Consider the following 21,524-nt stretch of genomic DNA (forward strand, 5'->3'; position numbering starts at 1 on the left):
TCAATGAGCATAATATCAAACAGTTTAAAACGAATTAAACCATCTCCAACTATTGCTGTAACTCAAAAAGCAAGAGAGCTCAGAGCTGCTGGTAAAGATGTAATTGGATTAGGAGCTGGTGAACCAGATTTTGATACTCCTGATAATGTTAAAAGAGCTGCAATAAAAGCAATCAAAGATGGTGACACTAAGTATACGGCAGTTGATGGAACACCCTCATTGAAAAAAGCAATTGTAAACAAATTTAAAAGAGAAAATAATCTAAAATTTACTGCTGACCAAATAACAGTTGGTACTGGCGGAAAACAGGTTTTGTATAATGCTTTTATGGCCACTTTGAATAAAGGTGATGAAGTTATAATTCCAGCGCCTTATTGGGTTTCATATCCCGATATGGTTTTACTTGCAGGTGGAAAGCCAAAAATTGTTAAGTGTGGTGAAGCCGATGGCTTTAAATTAACTCCACAATTATTAAGAAAAGCAATTACAAAAAAAACAAAATGGCTAATTTTGAACTCGCCATCAAATCCAACAGGTGCTGGTTATTCTAAAAAAGAAATTAATGATCTAGCAAAAGTGCTAGCGAAACATAAAAACGTACATATTTTGAGCGACGATATCTATGAACATATAAGTTATGATAAATTTAAATTTTATACTATTGCTCAAGTTTCTAAATTAAAAGATAGAACTTTAACCATGAATGGTGTTAGTAAATCTTATGCAATGACTGGTTGGAGAATTGGATATGCAGCAGGACCAAAAGATATCATTAAAGCAATTGGAAAAATTCAATCACAATCAACTTCAAATCCATCATCAATAAGCCAAGCTGCTGCAGTAGAAGCTTTAAACGGAAATCAAAGTTTTATTAAAAAAAGATCTAAGGCATTTAAAGAAAGAAGAAATTTTGTTGTAAAAAGTTTAAATGCGATAGAAGGAGTAAGTTGTCTAACCCCTAATGGTGCATTTTATGTTTTCCCAAGTTGCAAAGGTCTTTTAAATAAAAAAACTGGACTAAAAACAGATACTGATTTTGTTCAAAAATTATTAGAAAAATCAAATGTTGCTGTTGTTCAAGGATCAGCCTTTGGTTTAGATGGATACTTTAGAATTTCTTATGCAACTTCTATGCAAAATTTAAAAAAGGCAATGGAAAGAATAAGATCTTTTTGTGAAAGTTTATAATTATTTATTTCAGTTTAGTGAATAAAAAATTAAAAATTTCAGTTGTTGGTACTGGCTTAATGGGTATTCAGCATCTTAAGGCAATCAAAAATTCCAAGAAAACAAGTCTTCATTCAGTTGTAGATATCAATTTAAATGCTCAAGAAATATCAAAAAAATATAAATCTAGATTATTCAGAAACATTAATGATTTATTAAAATTTAACAAACCTGATGGAGTTATCATTGCAACGCCAAATCAACTTCATGAAAAACATGCAAATATTTTTTTAAAAAATAAAATACCAGTTCTATTAGAAAAACCAATTTCTCATAATATTAATTCAGCAAAAAATATTATAAAATATTCCAAGCAATATAAGACACCTTTGCTAATTGGGTTTCATAGAAGACATAACTTGATTATATCAAAAGTTAAGAAAATTTTATCTTCAGATAAATTAGGTAAGTTAGTTTCTGCTAATGTAATGTGTTGGATTTACAAACATAAAGAATACTTCAAAACTAAATGGAGAACAAAAAAAGGTGGCGGACCTATTAATATTAATTTAGTCCATGATTTAGATATAATCTGCTACTTATTGGGTTCAGTTAGATATGTTCAAGCTTTTAAATCTAATAAAATAAGAAAATTTAGTGTTGAAGATACCGCTACAGTTAACCTTATATTTAGTTCTGGAGCATTATGCACTTTAAATATCTCTGATACTATTGTAAGCCCATGGAGTTATGAATTAACAGCTGGAGAAAATCCAGCTTATCCAATCACTAATCAGTCAGCATATTATATTGGTGGAACAAAAGGATCTATACAATTTCCAAATTTGAAATATTGGTGTTATAAAAAAGAAAAGAGTTGGTGGAATAATATTTCTGTAGAGGGTAAAAAAGAAAAAAAAGATACTAAAACATTAATAAATCAGATAAATCATTTTTCAGACGTAATACTCAAAAAAACAAAACCAAAAGTCACAGGTGATGATGGTTTAAATTTATTAAAAATTTTTGAGGCTATTAAAAAAAGTACAAAAACTGGGAAAAAAATAAGAATTTAATTTTTTATACCACGTTGCATTAAATAAATTTTGCAAATAATTTAATCACTATTTTAATAAAAAAAAGAGGGATAATTATGTTTAAAAATATAACTAAGAAATTTATTTTATCAGTTGCATCTTTAGTGATGTTAACTGTTTCAATGATTTCACCAAGTTATTCAGCAAAACTTAAGTTGACTATGGCAACTTCCGGCTCTGAAACTGATGCACGTTCAGTTGCAATAGCAAACGTGATGTTGCCAATGATTTCAGATTTTGCTGATGTTAAAGTTGGTTACAACTCAACAATGTTCGATCAAGGTACAGAGCTTGATGCTATCAGTAGAGGTAATTTAACAATGTCAATTACATCTGCTCAAGAATTAGCACAGTTTTTTCCTGAATTTTCAATTTTTGCTACTGGATACGTTCACCAAGATGCAGCACACCAAGTAAGAGTGTTTAATCATGAGTTAATGGATCCATTTAAGAAAAAAGTTGAGGATGAATTAGGTGTTAAACTTCTTTCTGTAATGTACTTAGGAAAAAGACATGTGAACCTAAGACAAAGTAAAGATGAGTTAACGGTTAAAACTCCAGCAGATTTAAAGGGCGTTAATTTAAGAATGCCTGGTACAGATGCATGGCAGTTCTTAGGTAAAACTTTAGGTGCATCGCCAACACCACTTGCATTTAATGAAGTTTATACAGCTTTACAAACAGGTGCTGTTGATGGTCAAGACAATCCTTTACCAACTGTAGTAGACAAAAAGTTTTATGAAGTTACCAAACAAATTGTACTAACTTCACATTTGGTTGATTTAAACTACATAGCTTTTTCTAAAAAAACTTGGGATAAACTTTCAGGTGATCAAAAACTTAGAGTTCAGCAAGCAGCTGATGCAGCTGCCTCTTGGGGTCGATTAAGACAGTTACAATTAGAGAATGGTTTAGCTGATTTTGTAAGATCACAAGGTTTGGATATCTACGAACCAGACTCTGCAGCATTTAGAAAACACGTTCAAGCCCAATATGTCGGAAGTGAATTTGCTAAAAGCTGGCCTAAGGGAGTTTTAGAGAAGATAAACTCTTTAGGTAACTAAAGTTATTTTTGATTAATTTAATTCAAAAATATTTTAATCAAACTTCAAAAATAATTGCCGCTACTTTGTTGGCGGCATTATTCTTAACATTTCTTTTACAAATATTTTCCAGATATGTCCTAAATTCTCCTTTTGGATGGACCTTAGAACTATGTCGTATCTTATGGGTTTGGATAGTTTTTTTTTGTTGTGCTTGTTTAGTACAAGAAAAAGATCATGTTAAATTTAATCTTATTTATTCAGCATCATCCAATAAAGCAAAATTTATAATGTCAATTATTTCATGCTTGGCAATTATAATAATTATGGGATGGGCACTATTACCAACTGTAGATTATATTGACTGGATGAAAATGAGAAAAACTTCAACTGTTAGATTTCCAATCACTGGTGAAAAAATTAAATTGAGTTATGTTTTTTCTATCTATGGAATTTTTATGATTTCCTTAATAGCAAATTATATTTGGAAGTTAAAAAAAATCATTCAAAAAGGGCCCGAAAATAGTGATCAAAATAAATTAAGATCTGTAGTCAGATATTAAGCCTTATGAGTTTTGAGATTATTATTTTCTTAATTACTTTATTTGGTTTAGCCGGAATAGGTACTCCAGTAGGTTATTCAATAATAGCTTCGTCTATTTTATATTTTGCTTTTGGAGATATGGATATTGCTCTTGCGGGAGAGAAAATTCTTCAAGGATTGTATAAATCTTTTATTTTATTGGCAGTCCCATTATTCATTACAGCAGCCAATATAATGAATGTGGGCACAATTACTGACCGACTGTTAAGCTTCTGTATTGCAGCAGTTGGAAGATTTAAGGGTGGATTAGGTCATGTAAATGTAGTTGCTTCATTAATATTTTCTGGAATGTCTGGTTCAGCTGTGGCGGATGCTGCAGGCATTGGAAAAATAATAATTGGTATGATGACAAAGAATGGTCGATATACCAGAGGATATGCAGCTGCAATAACTGCTGCATCAGCAACAATTGGTCCAATTATACCTCCTTCAATACCTATGGTTCTTTATTCTGTTATTTCAGACGCCTCAATTGGTTATTTATTTTTAGCTGGAATAGTCCCAGGTTTAATTATGGGTTTAGTATTAATGATTATGAATACGATAATTTCTCACAAAAGAAATTTTGTAACTGAGGAGGCTGTGCCTTTAAGTAAACTACCAAAAATCACCTCTCGTGCTTTTCCAGCACTATTAATGCCTGCTATATTGTTGTACGGTATTTATGGAGGAGTAACCACTCCAACAGAAGCTGCTGCAATTGCAGCATTGTATGCCTTGTTGTTAACTAGTGTATTTTATAGATCAATTTCCATAAAATCTTTATACCAAATTTTTGTTGATAGCGCCCGATCTTCTGCTGCAGTTGGGATTGTGATAGGTGGGGCATTTATTTTAAATTATATTGTAATTAGTGAAAATATTCCTGGAGCATTAACATTATTACTACAAGGGCTAGATGTGAGTCCTTTAATGTTTTTGATTTGCATAAATATTTTAGTTTTACTTTTAGGTTGTTTTTTAGATGCAACTACTATCATTTTAGTTATTGTTCCATTGTTTATTCCTGTTTGTAAAGCGCTAGGAATTGATTTAATTCATTTTGGTGTATTGGTTGTTGTTAATTCTATGATTGGATTAATTACCCCACCATATGGAATATTATTGTTTGTAATAAATGCTGTAACTGGAATTTCTCTTAAAGAAATTATATCTGAGATATGGATTTTCATTCTAGTGTTATTATTTGCTCTTGGAATAATGATTATTTTTCCAGAAATTATATTATGGTTACCTGAAATGTTTGGCTACAAAGGTTAAGTCAATTTGTTAAAATAAAACTCTCGAATTTTTTCAATATTTTTATATAAATTTTGTCTTAAATTTTCATGATCAGAAAATATTATAAAACCTTCCACACCTTGAAAAATAAACAAATCTATTCCACTAATTATTTTTAACCCAGCCTGTTTAGCTTGTTTAATTAATTCTGTCTCCGCTGGTATATAAACAGCGTCAAATATCCATTTTGTTTTTTTTAAATCCTTATTTCTAAGTATATTTCCTGGAGAATGCTCATGTCCAACTTCAGTGCAGTTTAATATTCCATCAAAAATTAGCTGTTTATCTAGTTGCTCTAATGAAATTGCAACAGCATCCACACCAATTTTTTTCAGTTCATCAATTAATTGAGTAGATTTTTTAATATCTTTTTCTAATAAAAATAATTTATTTAAACCAAATTTAGCTAATGCAAAACAAATTGATCTACCAATACCGCCGCCTCCCAAGACAAGAACATTCTCAAATTTTTCTTTAAAGTGATAATTTAATAGTTTTTCAAAACCAAGATAATCTGTATTTCTTGAAATTATTTTTTCATCTAATAATAAAAGATTTGAAGATTTGGTTATTTCAACTTCCTCTCCTTTTTTATGTGAAATTTTAGCAGCAATTTCTTTGAACGGAAAAGTAACATTTATTCCTTTTATTTTTTTTTCTTTTAATTCATTAATAAATAATTCAAAATTTACTTCTTCAATATTTTGTAAATCAAACAATTTATAGCTTATAGGAAAATTAAATTCTTTTGATAATCTAGTTAGTAAATTTGGAGCCTGTGATTTCTGTATATGTTTTCCAACTAAACCAAGATTTAACATTTAATGTTTTAAATTGATTTTATATTAATGAGATAGAAATTTTTCAGCTTCAAGAGCTGCCATACAGCCCATACCCGCAGCAGTTACAGCCTGTCTAAAGGTTTTATCTTTTACATCGCCTGCAGCATAGACACCTGGAATATTTGTCTCTGTTGAATCTGGTTTAGTGATTAAATAGCCTTCTTTATCCATTTCCAATTGTTCTTTGAAAAGTTGTGTTGCTGGATCATGACCAATTGCAATAAATAAACCATCAACTTTCATTTCAGTAACTTCATTAGTTTTTAAATTCTTAACTTTGATACCTTTTACATTTTTAGGTTCATTGTCTCCAATGACTTCATCAACTGCACTGTCCCAAATAATTTCAATTTTTTTATTCTCCATTAACTTATTTTGAAGCATCTTTTCAGCTCTTAATTTATCTCTTCTGTGAATTAGTTTAACTTTTGATGCAAATTTAGTTAGAAACATTGCTTCCTCTACAGCAGCATTACCACCGCCAACAACAGCAACCTCTTTATCTTTAAAGAAAAAACCATCACAAGTTGCGCAAGCAGAAACACCAAAACCTCTAAACTCTTGTTCAGATTTTAAATTTAACCATCTTGCTTGAGCGCCTGTTGAAATAATTATGCTATCCGCTGTGTATTTTTGTCCACTATCTCCTACAGCTTCAAATGGTTGAGATTTTAAATTCACTGATGAAATGTGATCTTCAATCATTTCAGTTCCAACAGCTTTAGCTTGATCTTTCATTTGGTCCATTAACCAAGGGCCTTGAATTACATCTGCAAAACCAGGAAAATTTTCAACATCTGTTGTTGTAGTCAATTGTCCACCTGGTTGTGCTCCATAAACTAAAATTGGGTTTAACATTGCTCTTGCAGCATAAACTGCAGCTGTGTATCCGGCTGGACCAGATCCAATAATTAATACTTTTGTGTGTTTAGTTGGATTTTGACTCATACGAGAGGTATATAGTCATTAATGTCTAAATTAAAAGCTATTTTATTAACTGAAGGAATGCATGGGATGATAAGCCAAGTAGAAGGTTTAGCTAAAGCTCTTGATTTAGATTTTACTCACCACAAAGTTGAACTTGATAATTTTTGGAAATTACTTCCTCCAAAATTAACTCCCATTTCTCAAAAAGTTTTTAAAAAAATTAATAATGATGATTTTGATGTAATCATATCCTGTGGAAGAAAAAGTGTAATTCCATCTATTTATTTAAAAAAAAATTCACCAAAGAAAGTTGTAAATATCCATATTCAAGACCCTAAAGTTTCTCTTAATAATTTTGATTATATTATCGCTCCACAACATGATGGTCTTATGGGCAATAATGTTTATCAAACTAATGGTGCTATACATTATTTAACACAAGATGAGATTGATAGTCATTCAGACTATTTAAAAAGTAGATTAGATTTAGATAAAGATTATTTTTTACTTGTATTAGGTGGACCAACAAAACATTATGATTACTCAGAAAAAAATATTTCAAATATTTTAAATATTTTTAATAACTTGGTAATTAAAAACAATCTCCAGGGGATAGTGATTCCTTCAATGAGGACACCAAAAAATATAATTGAATTATCTAAATTTAAACTTCAACAAAATAGCCTTGTGATAGATACCATTGATAAAAAAGCATATTTATCTGCTTTATCATTAGCAAAATATATTTGTGTTACATGTGACTCAACTTCAATGATATCAGAGGCAGCTTTAACTGGTAAACCAATCTATGTTGCTGATATTCCAACTAATAAAAATGATCAAAGAATTAGAAAGTTTAGAGAATTATTTAGCAAATTAAATATAATTAAGAAATTAGATAATAGTCTTGAAAGTTGGGACTATGAAAGACTTGATGAAACTAGTAGAGTCGCAAACGAAATTAAAAAACAATTATCATAATGTCATTTTTAAAAAGTATCACAGATTATTCAAAGAAACATAACTTTCCATTTGATCATTGGGAATATCAAGATGCATTAAATGATGGGGCAATTAACGAAATTGTAAATGCTGATATTCCAGACGTTAAACAATTTGATCTCAATTATGATGGCACAAGAGCAATTGACGGTGGTGCTGCAGAGTTTAGAGAAGGTAATCCATCTGGAGGCAAGGCAATAAAATTTAGATGTTTTGTTACAAAAGAAAATGCTTCTCAATTTCCACATTTAGTAAAATTTATAGAAGAACTTCAATCCAAAGAAGTTCATGAAAGAATTTCTAAAATGATTAATAAAGACCTATCAAATTCATTTGTGAGAGTAGAGGTAATCTGTGATAGGGAAGGTTTTTGGCTGAAACCTCATTGTGATATAAAAGAAAAACTAATGTCTGGTTTAATATTTGTGAATAATGCTAATGAGTCTGAGGATCTTGGAACTGATTTTTATAATGAAAAATTAGAGAAAGTTAAAACAGTCCCATACAAACATAACTATGGCTATATGTTTACTAGTGGACCTAACACTTGGCACGGAATGGAAAAGAAAAAGATAATTAAAGAAAGACGATGTATTCAAGTCAATTATGTGACTTTTGAAACTGATTGGAAAGTTGAATAAATTTAACTGTTAGAAAAGAATAAGCCACTTAGTATTGAAAGTAACGCTCCAACATGGACAACCATAATAGCCTTATCTTTCCAAAGATATCCCGTAACAAACCATAAAAAAATACCAACAATGAAAAAATAAATATTTAAAGGCGTTAATCCCATTCCAGTAAGACCATATCCAATTAATTGAATTATTGTTGCAATCCACTTAATGATATCTACTGTTTTCATTTAAATATCCTGAAGAGAATTGACTTCCAATTTCTTAGTCTTCAAGGATTTAATTCCTTCTAAGCAAGCAAGTGCCGTAGACATATTAGTGCAATAAGGTACTTTATTTTTAAGAGTTGCCCTTCTTAGTGCTATTGCATCGTTTAATCTATGCTCACTATTTCCTCCACCAGTATTAATAACTAAAGCAATCTTTTTAGAGTCTAAAACATCAACAATATGAGGAGAGCCGCTGCTTACTTTATTAATAATTTTACATTTCATTCCATGTTTTTGGATGTATTCAGCTGTTCCTTTGGTTGCGCAAAGTTTAAAGTTTAATTTTATTAATTGCTTTACAAGATCTATCCCTTCATCTTTATGAGCATTTTTTAAAGAGATAAAAGCAAGACCTTTTTTTGGTAATGAATTAGCAGCAGCTATCTGACTTTTAGCAAAAGCCATACCAAAATCTTTATCAAATCCCATTACTTCACCAGTTGATTTCATCTCAGGGCCTAAAAGTAAATCACTGTTGGGAAATTTATTAAATGGAAATACAGCCTCTTTAACTGCATACATGCCTTTAGATTTATCTTTTAAATTAAACTTAGATAGTTTTTCTCCTGCCATGATTCTAGATGCTATTTTTGCAAGCGGTAAACCTTTTGCTTTAGATACAAATGGAACAGTTCTACTTGCTCTAGGATTTACCTCAATTACATAAATTTCATCCTTTTTGATTGCAAACTGAATATTCATGAAACCTTTTACTTTTAAAGCAAGTGCTAATTTCTTGGTTTGGTTTTCTATTTCTTTAATGAGATATGGTTTAATGGATACAGGGGGCAAACTACAAGCAGAGTCACCTGAGTGAATTCCAGCTTCTTCGATATGCTGCATAATCCCTGCTACAAAAACATCTTTACCATCTGAGATGGCATCCACATCAACTTCCATTGCATGATCAATAAATTTATCAATTAGAATAGGATTTTCTTCAGCTGCTTTAAATGCTTCTTCAATAAAGTTTTTTAATTGATTTTTTTCATGAACGATTTCCATTGCTCTTCCACCTAAAACATACGAAGGTCTTACCATCAAAGGTAATCCAATTTTATCTGCAATTTGAATTGCTTGTTTATAATTCTTAGCAATTCCGCTTTCAGCTTGTTTTAAATGAAGTTTGTTTAAGAGATTTCTAAATCGATCTCTATCTTCAGCAAGATCAATTGATGTATATTGTGTTCCTAAAATAGGTAATTTATTTTTATGTAAAAATTCTGCTAGTTTAATTGGTGTTTGTCCTCCAAATTGAGCAATGACACCAAGTAGATTTCCCTTTTCTTGCTCTTTTTTGATAATGTTGAAAACATATTCCTCTTTTAAAGGTTCAAAATACAACCGATCACTTGTGTCATAATCAGTAGATACTGTTTCAGGGTTACAGTTTACCATTATAGTTTCAAAACCCACTTCCTTTAATGAAAAGCTTGCTTGGCAGCAGCAATAATCAAATTCAATTCCTTGACCAATTCTATTTGGTCCACCCCCTAAAATAATTATTTTCTTCTTCGAACTTGGATCCGCCTCACATTCTGAATTAATTGAAAAATTCCTTTGATAAGTTGAATACATGTAAGGAGTAAAGGATTTAAATTCTGCAGCACAAGTATCTACTTTTTTATAAACAGGTAATATTTTTAAAGCTGTTCGTTTTTGTCTTACAATTTGTTCAGAAGTATTAGTTAATTCAGCAAGTTTTGTATCTGAAAAACCAATAGATTTTATTCTATTAAATTCATTAAATTCTTTTGGTAATCCTTTATTTTTGATTTTATTTTCAGTATCAACGATTTCTTTAATTTGATTTAAAAACCAAGGATCAACTTTTGAAAGATTGAATATTCTCTTTAGATTTATTTTTTTTCTTATTGCTTCAGCAATATAAAGTAGCTTGTTTGGAATGTTTTCTTTAAGTTTTTTTTCAATTTGTTTTGTATTTAGATCTAAAATTCTATCTAATCCAGAAAATCCAGTTTCAAGAGAGACTAAAGCTTTTTGTAAAGATTCTTTGAAGTTTCTACCAATTGCCATTGCCTCACCAACTGACTTCATCGAAGTTCCTAATGATGCAGGGGAAGTTGAAAACTTTTCAAAAGTAAATCTTGGAATTTTTGTAACCACATAATCAATGCTTGGCTCAAAAGATGCTGGAGTTACTTTTGTAATTTCATTTTTCAGCTCATCCAGTGTGTAGCCAACAGCAAGTTTTGCAGCAACTTTAGCTATCGGAAATCCAGTTGCTTTAGATGCTAGAGCAGATGACCTAGAAACCCTTGGATTCATTTCAATCACTACCATTCTTCCATTTTTTGGATTAATTGCAAACTGAACATTAGATCCTCCTGTTTCAACTCCAATTTTTCTTAGACACGCAATGGACGCATTTCTCATCACTTGATATTCTTTATCTGTTAATGTTAGAGCTGGAGCGACTGTTACAGAGTCTCCAGTATGAATTCCCATAGGATCTACATTTTCAATGGAGCAAATAATAATACAGTTGTCTTTTTTATCCCTTACAACTTCCATTTCAAATTCTTTCCAACCCTCAAGACATTCTTCTACTAGAACTTGGCTCACAGGAGATTCGTGTAGTCCACTCTTAATTATTTTAAGATAATCTTTTTTATTTTTTGCAATTCCTCCACCTAATCCACCAAGGGTAAAAGCTGGTCTTATTATCGCAGGTAAACCAATTTGTTTTAAAACTTTTGAAGCTTGGTTGATATTGTTTACAATTTTAGATTTTGGTAAATCTAAACCAATATCAATCATATTTTTTCTAAATTTTTTTCGATCCTCAGCATTTGCAATTGCTTTTGAGTTTGCTCCAATTAACTCAATTTTATATTTTTTAAGAATTCCTTTTTTTTCAGCTTCCATTGCGAGATTTAAAGCTGTTTGACCACCCATAGTTGGAAGGATTGCATCAGGTTTTTCTTTCTGAATTATCTTTTCTAAAACTTCTAATGTAATTGGTTCAATATAAGTTTTATCTGCAACACCTGGATCAGTCATAATTGTTGCAGGATTTGAGTTAATTAATATAACTTTATAACCTTCATCTCTAAGAGCTTTGCAAGCTTGTGTTCCTGAGTAATCAAACTCACAAGCCTGGCCAATTATAATTGGGCCTGCTCCAACAACTAATATTTTTTTAAGATCTTTTCGTTTTGGCATTTTTTTTCATATTGTTAATAAATTCTCTAAATAAGTAGACACTATCTTGAGGGCCAGGATTAGACTCTGGATGATATTGAACTGAAAACACTGGTTTATTTTTAAGTCTTATTCCTTCAATACAATTATCAAATAATGACTTATGGGTAATTTGAATATTCTTTGGAAGACTTTCTTTTACTATTTCAAAACCATGGTTTTGACTGGTAATTTCCACATTATCATGAATTAAATTTTTAACAGGATGATTAGCTCCACGGTGGCCAAGTTTCATTTTTTTTGTTTTGGCACCAAGTGCTAATGCAAGGATTTGATGACCCAAACAAATTCCAAAAATAGGTAAGTTTTTTTTAATTAAATCTTTAATTATATCAATTGCATATTCACCAGTTGCAGCTGGGTCTCCAGGTCCATTTGATAAAAATATACCATTAGGTTTTAAAGATAAAATTTCTTTAGAACTAGTTTTGCAAGAAACGACAGTAACTTTACAGTTAAAATCTGAAAAATATCTTAAAATATTTTTTTTAATTCCATAATCAATAGCAACTACATGATATTGATTTTTATTATTTTCTATAAACCCACTTTCCTTTTTCCAGGTTTTAAAACCTTTCCAGATATAATTTTTTTTTGTACTTACATCTTTTGCAAGATCTAAATTTTTTAATCCTGACCATTTAAAAGTTGTATTGGTGAGCTTGCTTATATTGAACTTTGCATTTTTTGAATAAGAAATTGTGCCTTTTGGCGCTCCCTTATCTCTAATAAAATTAGTTAAACTTCTGGTATCTAGCCCTGTAATTCCAACAATTTTATTTTTTTTTAACCATGCGTCCAAGTGTTGAAATGATCTATAATTTGAAGGATCAGTAATTTCAGAATTAAATATTACTCCTTTAGTCCAAACATGATCACTTTCATAATCTTCTTTATTAGTTCCTACATTACCAATATGAGGAAAAGTAAAATTTATTATCTGTCCAGCATATGACGGATCAGATATAATTTCTTGATAACCAGTTAGCGAAGTATTGAAACAAACCTCACCAGTTGCAATTCCTTGGTATCCAATACCAATTCCCTTAAAAACCTTTTTGTTTTCAAGAACTAAAATACCTGTATGAATTTGTGAGTTTTTTGAGTTTATTTTTTTTGGTTTTTTCTTCAATTACAACTCATGAGTTAAAGGTTACTACAATAATTGGATTATTATCGCAACAGACATTTATTATAAAATTGTAAAAATACAATTTTTCTTTTGAACATTTTTATCTTTAAAGTAAGTTGTGAAAATTATGTCATTAAAAGATACAATCGAAACTGAATATAAAAACGCATTAAAATCTAAAGATAAAACAAAGATATCAACCTACAGGTTAATTTTATCTTCAATTAAAGATTTGGATATTTCAAATAGATCAGGACCAAATAAAAAAGATACCGATGATGATGATATTAAAAAACTCTTAAAGAAGATGGTTAAACAAAGAGCCGAATCGATAGAGATATATAAAAAGAATAATCGAAATGATCTTTTAGAAGTGGAGCAAAATGAATATGAAATCCTAACAAGTTTTTTGCCAAAGCAACTTAGTGAAGAAGATACCAAAAAAATATGTGAAGAAATAATTGCTAAATTGGGCGCAAATTCAATTAAAGATATGGGTAAGGTCATGGGTGCTTTAAAACAGCAATATTCTGATGATTTAAATTTTGCAAAAGCTGGAGCTTTATTAAAGCAACTATTGAATAAATAATGAAATATCCAAAAGAATATCTTGATGAAATCAAGACAAGGCTAAAAGTATCTTCTGTAGTCTCAAAAACAGTAAGTTTGAAAAAAAGAGGAAAAGAGTTTGTTGGATTGTCACCTTTTAAAAATGAAAAAACTCCATCCTTCACAGTAAATGATGAAAAAGAATTTTATCATTGTTTTGCAACAGCAGAACATGGAAATATTTTTGACTTTGTAATGAAAACACAAAATTTAAGATTTGGTGAGGCAGTAAAATATTTAGCAAATCTTGCGGGCATGCAACCTTACATGTTTTCTAAACAAGATGAAGAAAGAGAAAAGAAATGGAAAGAATATGCATCAATATTTAATAAGTATGTTGATTTTTATCATGAAGAACTATTAAAAAATGAAAACTTAAGTGCAGCAAGAGAATATTTAAAAGGAAGATCACTTAGTAAAGATCAGGTTAAAAAATTTAAGATAGGATATATTGAAAAAAATCCAAATTTTTTTGAGGAATTAAATAAAGAATTTAGCACCCAATCTTTATTGGACACGGGTCTGTTTTATTTAGATGAAAAGAAAAATACTTATTTAGAGAGATTTAGAGGAAGACTTATTTTTCCAATCAATAACATCGCAGGGCAACCAATTGCACTGGGTGGCAGAATTATAGAAAAAAGTGATTTCCTAGCAAAATATATAAATTCACCTGAAACAAATTTTTTTAAAAAAGGTTCTAACTTATATAATTTAGATCAAGCAAGAAAACTTTCCAACAAACTTGATAATATTTATTTAGTTGAGGGTTATATGGATGTTGTTGGGTTAAGTAAAAGTGGTATTGAAAATGCAGTAGCTAATCTTGGAACTTCATTAACAGACAAACAAATTTTAACTTTAAATCAATTCTTTGATGACATTATTATATGTTTTGATGGTGATGAAAGTGGTTACAAAGCAGCTTTAAGAGCAGCTGAAAATTCAATTAAAGAATTAAGACCTGAAAAACAAATATCTTTTTTATTTCTACCTGATGGAGAAGATCCTGATAGCTATGTAAATAAAAATAGTAAAAATTTCTTTTTAGATTTTACTAAGCAAAGTAAAATTTCGATTCATCAATTTATTTTCAGTCATTACAAAAAACAGACAGAAAATAATCCTTCTTCAATGGCAATTTTTGAAAAAAAATTAAGATCTATAGCTAATACAATTAAAGATGACTTTATTAAGAAATATGTCCTAGAATATTTTTTAGAAAAAATTGCAGAGTTAACTCCACACTCTAATCAAAATAAGAAGAATTATAATTATAAAAAAACAATAAAAACTCTAGATAGCACAAAAAAGATATTTAAAGATAGCCAATCTTTAACTGGAGTAGAGCTTAAGGAGTATTCATTATTATATTTAATGATTAATAACCTAAGTTTAGTTCAAGAAAATTTACATTTAGTAGAAAATATAAAAATCTTCACAGAGATGAATAAACAAATATTTGATCAGATAATTGAAAAATTAAAAACAGGAGAGAAATTAACAACCAATGAACTAAATATAGATTTTCAAATTTTAGAAAGAATTAATAAATTTGCTCCAATTAAGAATATTTTTAAAAACAAATCCAAAGATGAATATGAAGTAATTGAGTTGTTAGAGGATATAAGTAGAGATCTTATGAATTATGATTTAGAGCATCGGATTCAGGAGTTAGAATCTAAATTTTCCAAAGATTTAAGTGAAGCAACTTTTAACCAGTTAAAAGAGCTTAAAAAAAAGCAAAATATCAATTAATCGAATAAAATTAGTAATGGATTTTTACTAATTTGACATTATATAAGACTTCCAAACTTATATTGCTGTGGAACGAATTATTACTAAATCATTTGCTAGATTGATGGGTCGAGGAACCCACAGAGGATTTATTACTTATGAAGAGCTAAGTAAATCACTAGGTAAAAGAAATCTCTCAGATGAAAATTTATCACAAGCATTTATCCATATTTTAGATGAAGGCGTTGCTCTTGTAGAAAAAAAATCAGACTACAAAGTTTTAAGAAAAAAAGAAACTTCATCAAAAGAAGAGGGTAAAACAATTGAAAAAAGTGATGATCCTATCAGAATGTACCTTCGTGAAATGGGAGGAGTTGAGCTTCTTTCAAGAGAAGGTGAAATTGCAATTGCAAAAAGAATAGAGGCTGGAAAAGATGTAATGTTAATAGCATTGTCTCAAAGTCCACTTACTGCTCAACAATTTTTTGAATGGAATGATCAGTTGCAAAAAGATGAAATTTTAGTCAGAGAAATAATTGATATCGATACAAATTATATGGAAGATGAAAGCACTGGACCTAGTGCTAAACAAAAAAATGCAGGTGAAACAGATAAAGAAGACGGATCATCAGATGATGACGATTTCAACCCAACACTTGCCGCAATGGAAACTGAAATTAAACCTAAAGTCCTTAAAACAGTCCAAACACTTACAAAAGAGTATAATAAATTAATTAAATATCAAAAAGAAAAGCTCGAATGTGTTTTAAATTCACAAACTTTTTCTCCAGCAAAAGAAAAAGGTTATGAAAAAATAGTTAATGATATTTTAGAAAATATTAAATCATTACAACTATCTCCATCTGTTTTAGAAGAACTTGTTCAAAAACATTATACTGAAAATAAGAAAATCATTTCATTAGAAGGAAATCTTTTGAGACTTGCGATGGATCATAATATTTCAAGAAATGAATTTATTAAATTTTATATTGGTAATGAAATAAATCCTAATTTAAAAAAATTCTTAGATACAAATAGTATTTGGAAACAGTTTTTTGCAAAAAATAAAGATGAATTTAAAAATATTAGAGAAAGACTAATCGAAATTAGTCACAAACTTGGAATGTCTGTAACTGATTTTAAAAAATTGGTTAGCAGAGTACAAAAAGGTGAAAAAGAATCTAGAATTGCAAAAAAAGAAATGGTTGAGGCTAATTTAAGATTAGTTATTTCAATTGCAAAAAAATATACCAATAGAGGTTTACAGTTTTTAGATTTAATTCAAGAAGGAAATATTGGCTTAATGAAAGCTGTTGACAAGTTTGAGTATAGAAGAGGATATAAATTTTCAACTTATGCAACTTGGTGGATTAGACAAGCTATAACAAGATCAATTGCGGACCAAGCGAGAACTATTAGAATTCCAGTTCACATGATTGAGACAATAAATAAAATTGTAAGAACTCAAAGACTTATTTTAAGTGAATTTGGAAGAGAAGCTACTCCTGAAGAATTAGCTCAAAAATTAAGAATGCCTCTAGACAAGGTAAGAAAAGTTTTAAAAATTTCAAAAGAACCTGTCTCATTAGAAAAACCAGTAGGAGACGAGGAAGACAGTAGTTTAGGAGATTTTATAGAGGATACAAAAGCTCTTGCACCATTAGAACAAGCGATTAAATCAAATTTAGGTGAAGCAACTACTAAGATATTGTCAACACTAACACCAAGAGAAGAGAGGGTTTTAAGAATGAGATTTGGTGTTGGAATGAATACAGATCATACTTTGGAAGAAGTTGGATTGCAGTTTTCGGTAACTAGAGAAAGAATTAGACAAATTGAGGCAAAAGCACTTAGAAAATTAAAACACCCAAGCAGATCTAAACAATTAAAAAGTTTCTTAGAAAGCTAAAATCTCTAGGGCCGTTAGCTCAATAGTAGAGTACTGCATTGACATTGCAGGGGTAGTTGGAGCGTAACCAACACGGCCCACCATTAAAATATTTCTTTAATTGATAACCTTAAAAAAATGATATACTAAGCAATCTCTTTTGGGCCTGTAGCTCAGTTGGTTAGAGCAGTACACTCATAATGTATTGGTCCCAGGTTCGAGTCCTGGCGGGCCCACCAAATTAGGCGGTTACTTCCTCTTTTTTATTCCGGCCAGCCTTTGAAGTAGATTGATCTCTGTTTCAGATAATCCTTTGCTTCTTTTTTCATCTATTATTTCTTTTTTAATATTAATAGCTGAAATAAAGCAAAAAATCAGCGCAAGCAATGGCAGCGCTGAATAATAAAAAAACTTAGGTAGAAAAATTATTAATAACAAAATCACACCAACCCAAATTATCATTATGCCTGTGAGAATTAATTTTTGGCTTTTTAAGTCTTTTATTTTTACAAAGTAAAAAAACAAAAATGAGATAAAAATCATTACCCCACTAATTGTAAGCCATAGTGATATAGAAATACTTGAAGCATTTCCTCCTACAAAAGTGTCTTCCATTGCCTTTTCTACAAAAAAAAGAATGATACCTTTGTAAGCTGCATATAAAGAAAATAGCAAAGATATTATGGAAGATATTATAAAAGAAAACTTTGGTGAGATTTTGAGTTTAAAACTCATTAAACTTTACTTATTAGAAAAGTTTTTAAGATTATCAAAAAGTACGTTCACATCCCCATCAGCACTCTGAATTATGGAGCTAAATTCCTCCTTCTGAGTTCTGGCTAAGCTTAAACCTTCAATGATCAAATCCCTAATCAAAGGTTTATCAGGATTTTTTGTATAAATTCTCCATTCAATTTTTATTTCTGGTCTTTTATCTGTTGCAACTAGTGTGCTTGAAACAATTGTATAATTTTCATTTAGTTTTTCTTTTGAATTTACTTCAATAATTGGGTTAGAGTATTCAGCCAGTCTATCTGCAAAGCTTTTGAGGAAATAATTTTCAAAAACTTGATTATAAGTTTTTAGCTGTTCCTTGGTTAAACTTTTTCTAGTTGCTCCCAAGGAGTACATTCCGACTCCATATATATCAACCGTCTCCTTAGCTATTTTTTTTAGCTCTTCAACTCTTTGTTCTTTAGTAAGATTTCCTCCGAGAGTACTGGCAGCTCTATTAACAGTAGATTGAACAAAAACATCAGCTTCTATTGAATAAGATGTTGAATTAAATGTAGTTATAGAAATTAATATCCCAAATATAATTAAAAGTTTTTTAATCATGCAAATATGATTTAATTTTCTATTTCTTCCCAATCAGAGTCGTCCATTGACTCTATCACTTCATTTGAGTTAAGTATTTTTTGCTGTCTGTCCTGCAGATAAACACTTTTAACAGATGCATAAAAGTCTAAGGAATTTTTTTGTAGATTTTCAATAGAGTCGTAATTTTTTGCTCTAAAATCTACTCCAGCAGTCACTCTTGAAGCATAATAATCAAATTCACTTACATACTGAGTATCGTTAGCAACTGTAATGTTATACCAAGCATCACCACCCATGAAATTAAAAGTTGATGCTAAAGTATCTCTAGCAGTTTTGGGTCCTAAGACTGGGAGAACCAAGTAACACCCTGGTCCAACGCCATGTACAGCTAAAGTTTGACCATAATCCTCTTTTTCATATTCTTCAAAGCCAATTAAGGTTGCAACATCTACAAATCCTAAAATTCCAACAGTAGTATTAATTATAAATCTACCAGTATTAACACCTGCTTTTGAAAATTCACCTTGCAAAATATTATTTGGTATAGTGACTACATTTGACAAATTATCTAATGAATTACTCACGCCACTTTTAATTGGTATTGGTAATGTTCTATAAACGCTCGCAACAGGTTTGAATATAACTTTGTCCAACCCTTGGTTTAAAGCAAAAGAAGCTCTATTAAAACCTTCCCAGCATTCTTTAACTTCTGCAGGATCATTTTTTTTTAATAACAACTCCCCATCTGATGATGCATTTACATTTGCAATTAACGTAATAGTTGCAATTAAAATTAATGTAATCTTTTTGATCATTAGGTCATTTATATATAATAATTTATCAACATGTAAATTAAGATTTTAACAATAATATAGCTTAAATGAGGCTTAAAATATCAAATTTTTACTCTCCAAACTTTAGTTTACCGAAAAGGAAAAAAAAAATGATCAAATTTATTGTGATTCATTATACGGGAATGAGAAGTGAGAGCTCAGCAATTAAAAGATTATGTGATGAAAATAAAAATGTTAGTGCGCATTATTTTATAAAAAAAAATGGTCAAATAATAAATCTTGTTCCAGATCTATATATTGCATGGCATGCGGGAAAATCTAAATGGCTAAAATATAATTCGTTAAACAAAAATTCTATTGGTATAGAAATACAAAATCCTGGTCATGATAATAGATATGAGAACTTTACATCTAAACAATTAGGTTCATTAAAAATATTATTAAATATATTAATTAGAAAATATGAAATTAATTTAAAGAGCATCTTGGGACATTCTGATATTGCACCCGAAAGAAAAAAAGACCCTGGGGAAAAGTTTCCTTGGAAAAATCTTGCTAATCATAAACTAGCTATTTGGCACTCATTAAAAGATTCTAGTTTAAAAAAAATTAGAAAAAAAAGATTAAATAAAGATGAAGAAATAATATTTATAAAAAATTTAAATAAAATTGGTTATGGAATGATTAAAAGATTAAGTTTCAATTCAAATAAAATATTTATAACTAAGGCCTTTCAAAGACACTTTAGACAAAATTTGGTTAATGGAATTCCTGATCAAGAATGTTTTTTAATAAGTAAAAACCTTTTAAAATCATAATTAAAAACTGTTGTAAATTTTAAAACAAATTATAAATTCAATTTGCCAGATAAATGATTTATCGCTTTAAATTTATTTTAAAGAGGAAAGTCCGGGCTCCGCAAGGATACAGTGCCAGGTAATACCTGGCGGGGGAAACCCTAGGGATAGTGCCACAGAAAATATACCGCCATAACATGGCAAGGGTGAAAAGGTGTGGTAAGAGCACACCGGTTCTATTGGTAACAATGAACGCTGGAAAACCCCACTGGGAGCAAGACTAAGTAGAGGTGACATTGTGTAAAAACTAAAAGCCATCCTTGGCTCGTCATCAGGGTTAGTTGCTTGAGCTTAAGAGTGATCTTAAGCCTAGACAAATGATAGGTTTAAATGACAGAACCCGGCTTACAGTTTATCTGGCAAAACTTATCAACACTTATACATAATTTATAATTATTAAATGTTCTTGCTTTGATTCAAGTTTGAGTCAATTTTGTTCTTTGAATTCAACCCAACTAAGAGAAAAAGATATTAGTTTTAATTATAACAAATAACCAAATACTTATTTAGTAAATTTGAAACAATGGGCTTAAAAACGCCTAAAATTCAACAATTGACAGGTTAATTAATAACCCATATATTCCCATATATTCCCAAATATGGAATTTTTGAATTTTAAATATTATGTTTTTATCTACTTACGAGAACAAACTGGACAAAAAAGGGAGGGTTTCAGTGCCTGCTAGTTTTAGATCTCATTTATCTAACCTAGGTTATAATGGTGTTATTTGTTACCCTTCATTTAATAACACATCTATTGAAGCTTGTTCTCAGGATAGAATTGAAAAAATTTCATCTGCGATAGACTCTTTAAATCCTTTTGAAGAAAAAAGAGATTTTTTTGCAACATCAATTTTGGCAGATAGTACAAATCTACAGTTTGATAGCGAAGGTAGAATAACAATATCAGAAAAATTATTAAAACATGCAAAAATTAAAAATAGCATGTTGTTTGTTGGTCAAGGTCAAACCTTCCAAATTTGGGAACCAGCAATTTTTGAAAAATTTAAGATCTCAGCCAGAAAAAAAGCAAATATTAATAGAGCTAGTCTTAAATGGGAAAAACATTTTAATAACAATGAGGGGAAATAAAAG

20 protein-coding genes, 2 tRNA genes and 1 other RNA gene are annotated in these 21,524 nt (G+C 29.9%); 15 read left to right on the forward strand and 8 right to left on the reverse strand.

Features of this window, described 5'->3' with window-relative positions; genetic code table 11:
* Positions 1-3: 3 nt before the first annotated feature.
* The 5 genes from ACTTAU_RS02655 (at position 4) to ACTTAU_RS02675 (ending at position 5,171) form a co-directional block, all read left to right on the forward strand.
* The gene (locus ACTTAU_RS02655; protein WP_438305805.1) at positions 4-1,188 is read left to right on the forward strand and encodes a pyridoxal phosphate-dependent aminotransferase; all 1,185 of its coding nucleotides are present in this window, start codon (positions 4-6) and stop codon (positions 1,186-1,188) included.
* A 17-nt stretch (positions 1,189-1,205) separates the two neighbouring features.
* A complete protein-coding gene (locus tag ACTTAU_RS02660; RefSeq protein WP_438305802.1) occupies positions 1,206-2,243 on the forward strand; it encodes a Gfo/Idh/MocA family protein in 1,038 nt (345 codons plus the stop codon).
* Positions 2,244-2,371: 128 nt separating this feature from the next.
* Complete coding sequence (gene dctP, locus ACTTAU_RS02665; protein ID WP_440632923.1) at positions 2,372-3,328, forward strand: TRAP transporter substrate-binding protein DctP; 957 nt, start codon at positions 2,372-2,374, stop codon at positions 3,326-3,328.
* An 8-nt stretch (positions 3,329-3,336) separates the two neighbouring features.
* The gene (locus tag ACTTAU_RS02670; protein ID WP_438305801.1) at positions 3,337-3,870 is read left to right on the forward strand and encodes a TRAP transporter small permease; all 534 of its coding nucleotides are present in this window, start codon (positions 3,337-3,339) and stop codon (positions 3,868-3,870) included.
* A gap of 5 nt (positions 3,871-3,875) precedes the next feature.
* Positions 3,876-5,171: a TRAP transporter large permease gene (locus ACTTAU_RS02675; RefSeq protein WP_438305798.1), complete on the forward strand. Its 1,296-nt coding sequence runs from the start codon at positions 3,876-3,878 to the stop codon at positions 5,169-5,171.
* Here ACTTAU_RS02675 and ACTTAU_RS02680 read toward each other — a convergent pair.
* Both ACTTAU_RS02680 and trxB read right to left on the reverse strand, forming a co-directional pair.
* The gene (locus tag ACTTAU_RS02680; protein ID WP_438305796.1) at positions 5,168-6,013 is read right to left on the reverse strand and encodes a shikimate dehydrogenase family protein; all 846 of its coding nucleotides are present in this window, start codon (positions 6,011-6,013) and stop codon (positions 5,168-5,170) included. The two genes, ACTTAU_RS02675 and ACTTAU_RS02680, sit on opposite strands and share 4 nt — an antisense overlap.
* A 24-nt stretch (positions 6,014-6,037) precedes the next feature.
* Positions 6,038-6,982, reverse strand: coding sequence for a thioredoxin-disulfide reductase (trxB, locus tag ACTTAU_RS02685; RefSeq protein WP_438305794.1), 945 nt, complete (start codon positions 6,980-6,982; stop codon positions 6,038-6,040).
* A 21-nt stretch (positions 6,983-7,003) separates the two neighbouring features.
* Between trxB and ACTTAU_RS02690 the strand changes: the two genes are divergently transcribed.
* Positions 7,004-7,942, forward strand: coding sequence for a mitochondrial fission ELM1 family protein (locus ACTTAU_RS02690; protein ID WP_438305793.1), 939 nt, complete (start codon positions 7,004-7,006; stop codon positions 7,940-7,942).
* Positions 7,942-8,604, forward strand: a complete 663-nt coding sequence (locus ACTTAU_RS02695) for a hypothetical protein (protein ID WP_438305791.1) — start codon at positions 7,942-7,944, stop codon at positions 8,602-8,604. The genes ACTTAU_RS02690 and ACTTAU_RS02695 overlap by 1 nt, the downstream gene beginning before the upstream one ends.
* A 2-nt stretch (positions 8,605-8,606) precedes the next feature.
* On the opposite strand, the gene ACTTAU_RS02700 is transcribed toward ACTTAU_RS02695, so the two are convergent.
* The 3 genes from ACTTAU_RS02700 to carA are packed head-to-tail and all read right to left on the reverse strand — an operon-like array spanning position 8,607 to position 13,224.
* Entirely contained in the window at positions 8,607-8,828 is a 222-nt protein-coding gene (locus ACTTAU_RS02700; RefSeq protein ID WP_085113855.1) for a DUF6552 family protein, read from the reverse strand.
* Entirely contained in the window at positions 8,829-12,053 is a 3,225-nt protein-coding gene (gene carB, locus ACTTAU_RS02705; protein ID WP_438305789.1) for a carbamoyl-phosphate synthase large subunit, read from the reverse strand.
* The gene (gene carA / locus ACTTAU_RS02710) at positions 12,031-13,224 is read right to left on the reverse strand and encodes a glutamine-hydrolyzing carbamoyl-phosphate synthase small subunit (RefSeq protein ID WP_438305786.1); all 1,194 of its coding nucleotides are present in this window, start codon (positions 13,222-13,224) and stop codon (positions 12,031-12,033) included. Before carA ends, carB begins: the two co-directional genes overlap by 23 nt.
* 127 nt (positions 13,225-13,351) lie before the next feature.
* Here carA and ACTTAU_RS02715 point away from each other — a divergent pair, with 127 nt between their 5' ends.
* From ACTTAU_RS02715 to ACTTAU_RS02735, 5 genes are all read left to right on the forward strand, one after another.
* Positions 13,352-13,813, forward strand: coding sequence for a GatB/YqeY domain-containing protein (locus tag ACTTAU_RS02715; RefSeq protein ID WP_438305784.1), 462 nt, complete (start codon positions 13,352-13,354; stop codon positions 13,811-13,813).
* Complete coding sequence (dnaG, locus tag ACTTAU_RS02720) at positions 13,813-15,591, forward strand: DNA primase (RefSeq protein WP_438305782.1); 1,779 nt, start codon at positions 13,813-13,815, stop codon at positions 15,589-15,591. The genes ACTTAU_RS02715 and dnaG overlap by 1 nt, the downstream gene beginning before the upstream one ends.
* Before the next feature lie 67 nt (positions 15,592-15,658).
* Entirely contained in the window at positions 15,659-17,479 is a 1,821-nt protein-coding gene (gene rpoD, locus ACTTAU_RS02725) for an RNA polymerase sigma factor RpoD (RefSeq protein ID WP_438305780.1), read from the forward strand.
* A gap of 8 nt (positions 17,480-17,487) precedes the next feature.
* Positions 17,488-17,562 (forward strand) — tRNA-Val (locus ACTTAU_RS02730).
* Between the two features lie 58 nt (positions 17,563-17,620).
* Positions 17,621-17,697 (forward strand) — tRNA-Ile (locus tag ACTTAU_RS02735).
* 10 nt (positions 17,698-17,707) lie between these two features.
* Here the strand turns inward: ACTTAU_RS02735 and ACTTAU_RS02740 are convergent.
* Genes ACTTAU_RS02740 through ACTTAU_RS02750 form a run of 3 tightly spaced genes read right to left on the reverse strand, consistent with a single transcriptional unit; the run spans position 17,708 to position 19,593 of the window.
* Positions 17,708-18,193 (reverse strand): hypothetical protein, encoded by a 486-nt coding sequence (locus tag ACTTAU_RS02740; RefSeq protein ID WP_438305778.1) that lies wholly within the window; start codon positions 18,191-18,193, stop codon positions 17,708-17,710.
* Between the two features lie 6 nt (positions 18,194-18,199).
* The gene (locus tag ACTTAU_RS02745; protein WP_438305776.1) at positions 18,200-18,796 is read right to left on the reverse strand and encodes an MlaC/ttg2D family ABC transporter substrate-binding protein; all 597 of its coding nucleotides are present in this window, start codon (positions 18,794-18,796) and stop codon (positions 18,200-18,202) included.
* An 11-nt stretch (positions 18,797-18,807) separates the two neighbouring features.
* Positions 18,808-19,593, reverse strand: a complete 786-nt coding sequence (locus ACTTAU_RS02750; RefSeq protein ID WP_438305774.1) for an MlaA family lipoprotein — start codon at positions 19,591-19,593, stop codon at positions 18,808-18,810.
* 128 nt (positions 19,594-19,721) lie between these two features.
* On the opposite strand from ACTTAU_RS02750, the gene ACTTAU_RS02755 reads away from it, so the two are divergent.
* From ACTTAU_RS02755 to mraZ, 3 genes are all read left to right on the forward strand, one after another.
* Positions 19,722-20,390 carry an N-acetylmuramoyl-L-alanine amidase gene (locus ACTTAU_RS02755; RefSeq protein ID WP_438305772.1) on the forward strand — a complete coding sequence of 223 codons (669 nt, stop codon included), beginning with the start codon at positions 19,722-19,724 and terminating at the stop codon, positions 20,388-20,390.
* Between the two features lie 45 nt (positions 20,391-20,435).
* Positions 20,436-20,793: RNase P RNA component class A (gene rnpB, locus ACTTAU_RS02760), an RNA gene on the forward strand.
* Between the two features lie 260 nt (positions 20,794-21,053).
* Positions 21,054-21,521 (forward strand): division/cell wall cluster transcriptional repressor MraZ, encoded by a 468-nt coding sequence (gene mraZ / locus ACTTAU_RS02765; protein ID WP_438305770.1) that lies wholly within the window; start codon positions 21,054-21,056, stop codon positions 21,519-21,521.
* Positions 21,522-21,524 lie beyond the last annotated feature (3 nt).

Origin of the sequence: Candidatus Pelagibacter sp. HIMB1505 (assembly GCF_052047915.1) — a bacterium.
Lineage (GTDB): Bacteria > Pseudomonadota > Alphaproteobacteria > Pelagibacterales > Pelagibacteraceae > Pelagibacter > Pelagibacter communis_A.

Excerpts from the sequence above, each read along its gene's own strand:
- ACTTAU_RS02750 (WP_438305774.1), bottom strand. The coding sequence starts at position 19,593 with ATGATCAAAAAGATTACATTAATTTTAATTGCAACTATTACGTTAATT.
- ACTTAU_RS02700 (WP_085113855.1), bottom strand. The coding sequence starts at position 8,828 with ATGAAAACAGTAGATATCATTAAGTGGATTGCAACAATAATTCAATTA.
- ACTTAU_RS02655 (WP_438305805.1), top strand. The coding sequence starts at position 4 with ATGAGCATAATATCAAACAGTTTAAAACGAATTAAACCATCTCCAACT.
- dnaG (WP_438305782.1), top strand. The coding sequence starts at position 13,813 with ATGAAATATCCAAAAGAATATCTTGATGAAATCAAGACAAGGCTAAAA.
- ACTTAU_RS02690 (WP_438305793.1), top strand. The coding sequence starts at position 7,004 with ATGTCTAAATTAAAAGCTATTTTATTAACTGAAGGAATGCATGGGATG.
- ACTTAU_RS02745 (WP_438305776.1), bottom strand. The coding sequence starts at position 18,796 with ATGATTAAAAAACTTTTAATTATATTTGGGATATTAATTTCTATAACT.
- mraZ (WP_438305770.1), top strand. The coding sequence starts at position 21,054 with ATGTTTTTATCTACTTACGAGAACAAACTGGACAAAAAAGGGAGGGTT.
- ACTTAU_RS02755 (WP_438305772.1), top strand. The coding sequence starts at position 19,722 with ATGATCAAATTTATTGTGATTCATTATACGGGAATGAGAAGTGAGAGC.
- carB (WP_438305789.1), bottom strand. The coding sequence starts at position 12,053 with ATGCCAAAACGAAAAGATCTTAAAAAAATATTAGTTGTTGGAGCAGGC.
- ACTTAU_RS02675 (WP_438305798.1), top strand. The coding sequence starts at position 3,876 with ATGAGTTTTGAGATTATTATTTTCTTAATTACTTTATTTGGTTTAGCC.
- ACTTAU_RS02680 (WP_438305796.1), bottom strand. The coding sequence starts at position 6,013 with ATGTTAAATCTTGGTTTAGTTGGAAAACATATACAGAAATCACAGGCT.
- ACTTAU_RS02740 (WP_438305778.1), bottom strand. The coding sequence starts at position 18,193 with ATGAGTTTTAAACTCAAAATCTCACCAAAGTTTTCTTTTATAATATCT.
- dctP (WP_440632923.1), top strand. The coding sequence starts at position 2,372 with ATGTTAACTGTTTCAATGATTTCACCAAGTTATTCAGCAAAACTTAAG.
- trxB (WP_438305794.1), bottom strand. The coding sequence starts at position 6,982 with ATGAGTCAAAATCCAACTAAACACACAAAAGTATTAATTATTGGATCT.
- ACTTAU_RS02715 (WP_438305784.1), top strand. The coding sequence starts at position 13,352 with ATGTCATTAAAAGATACAATCGAAACTGAATATAAAAACGCATTAAAA.
- ACTTAU_RS02695 (WP_438305791.1), top strand. The coding sequence starts at position 7,942 with ATGTCATTTTTAAAAAGTATCACAGATTATTCAAAGAAACATAACTTT.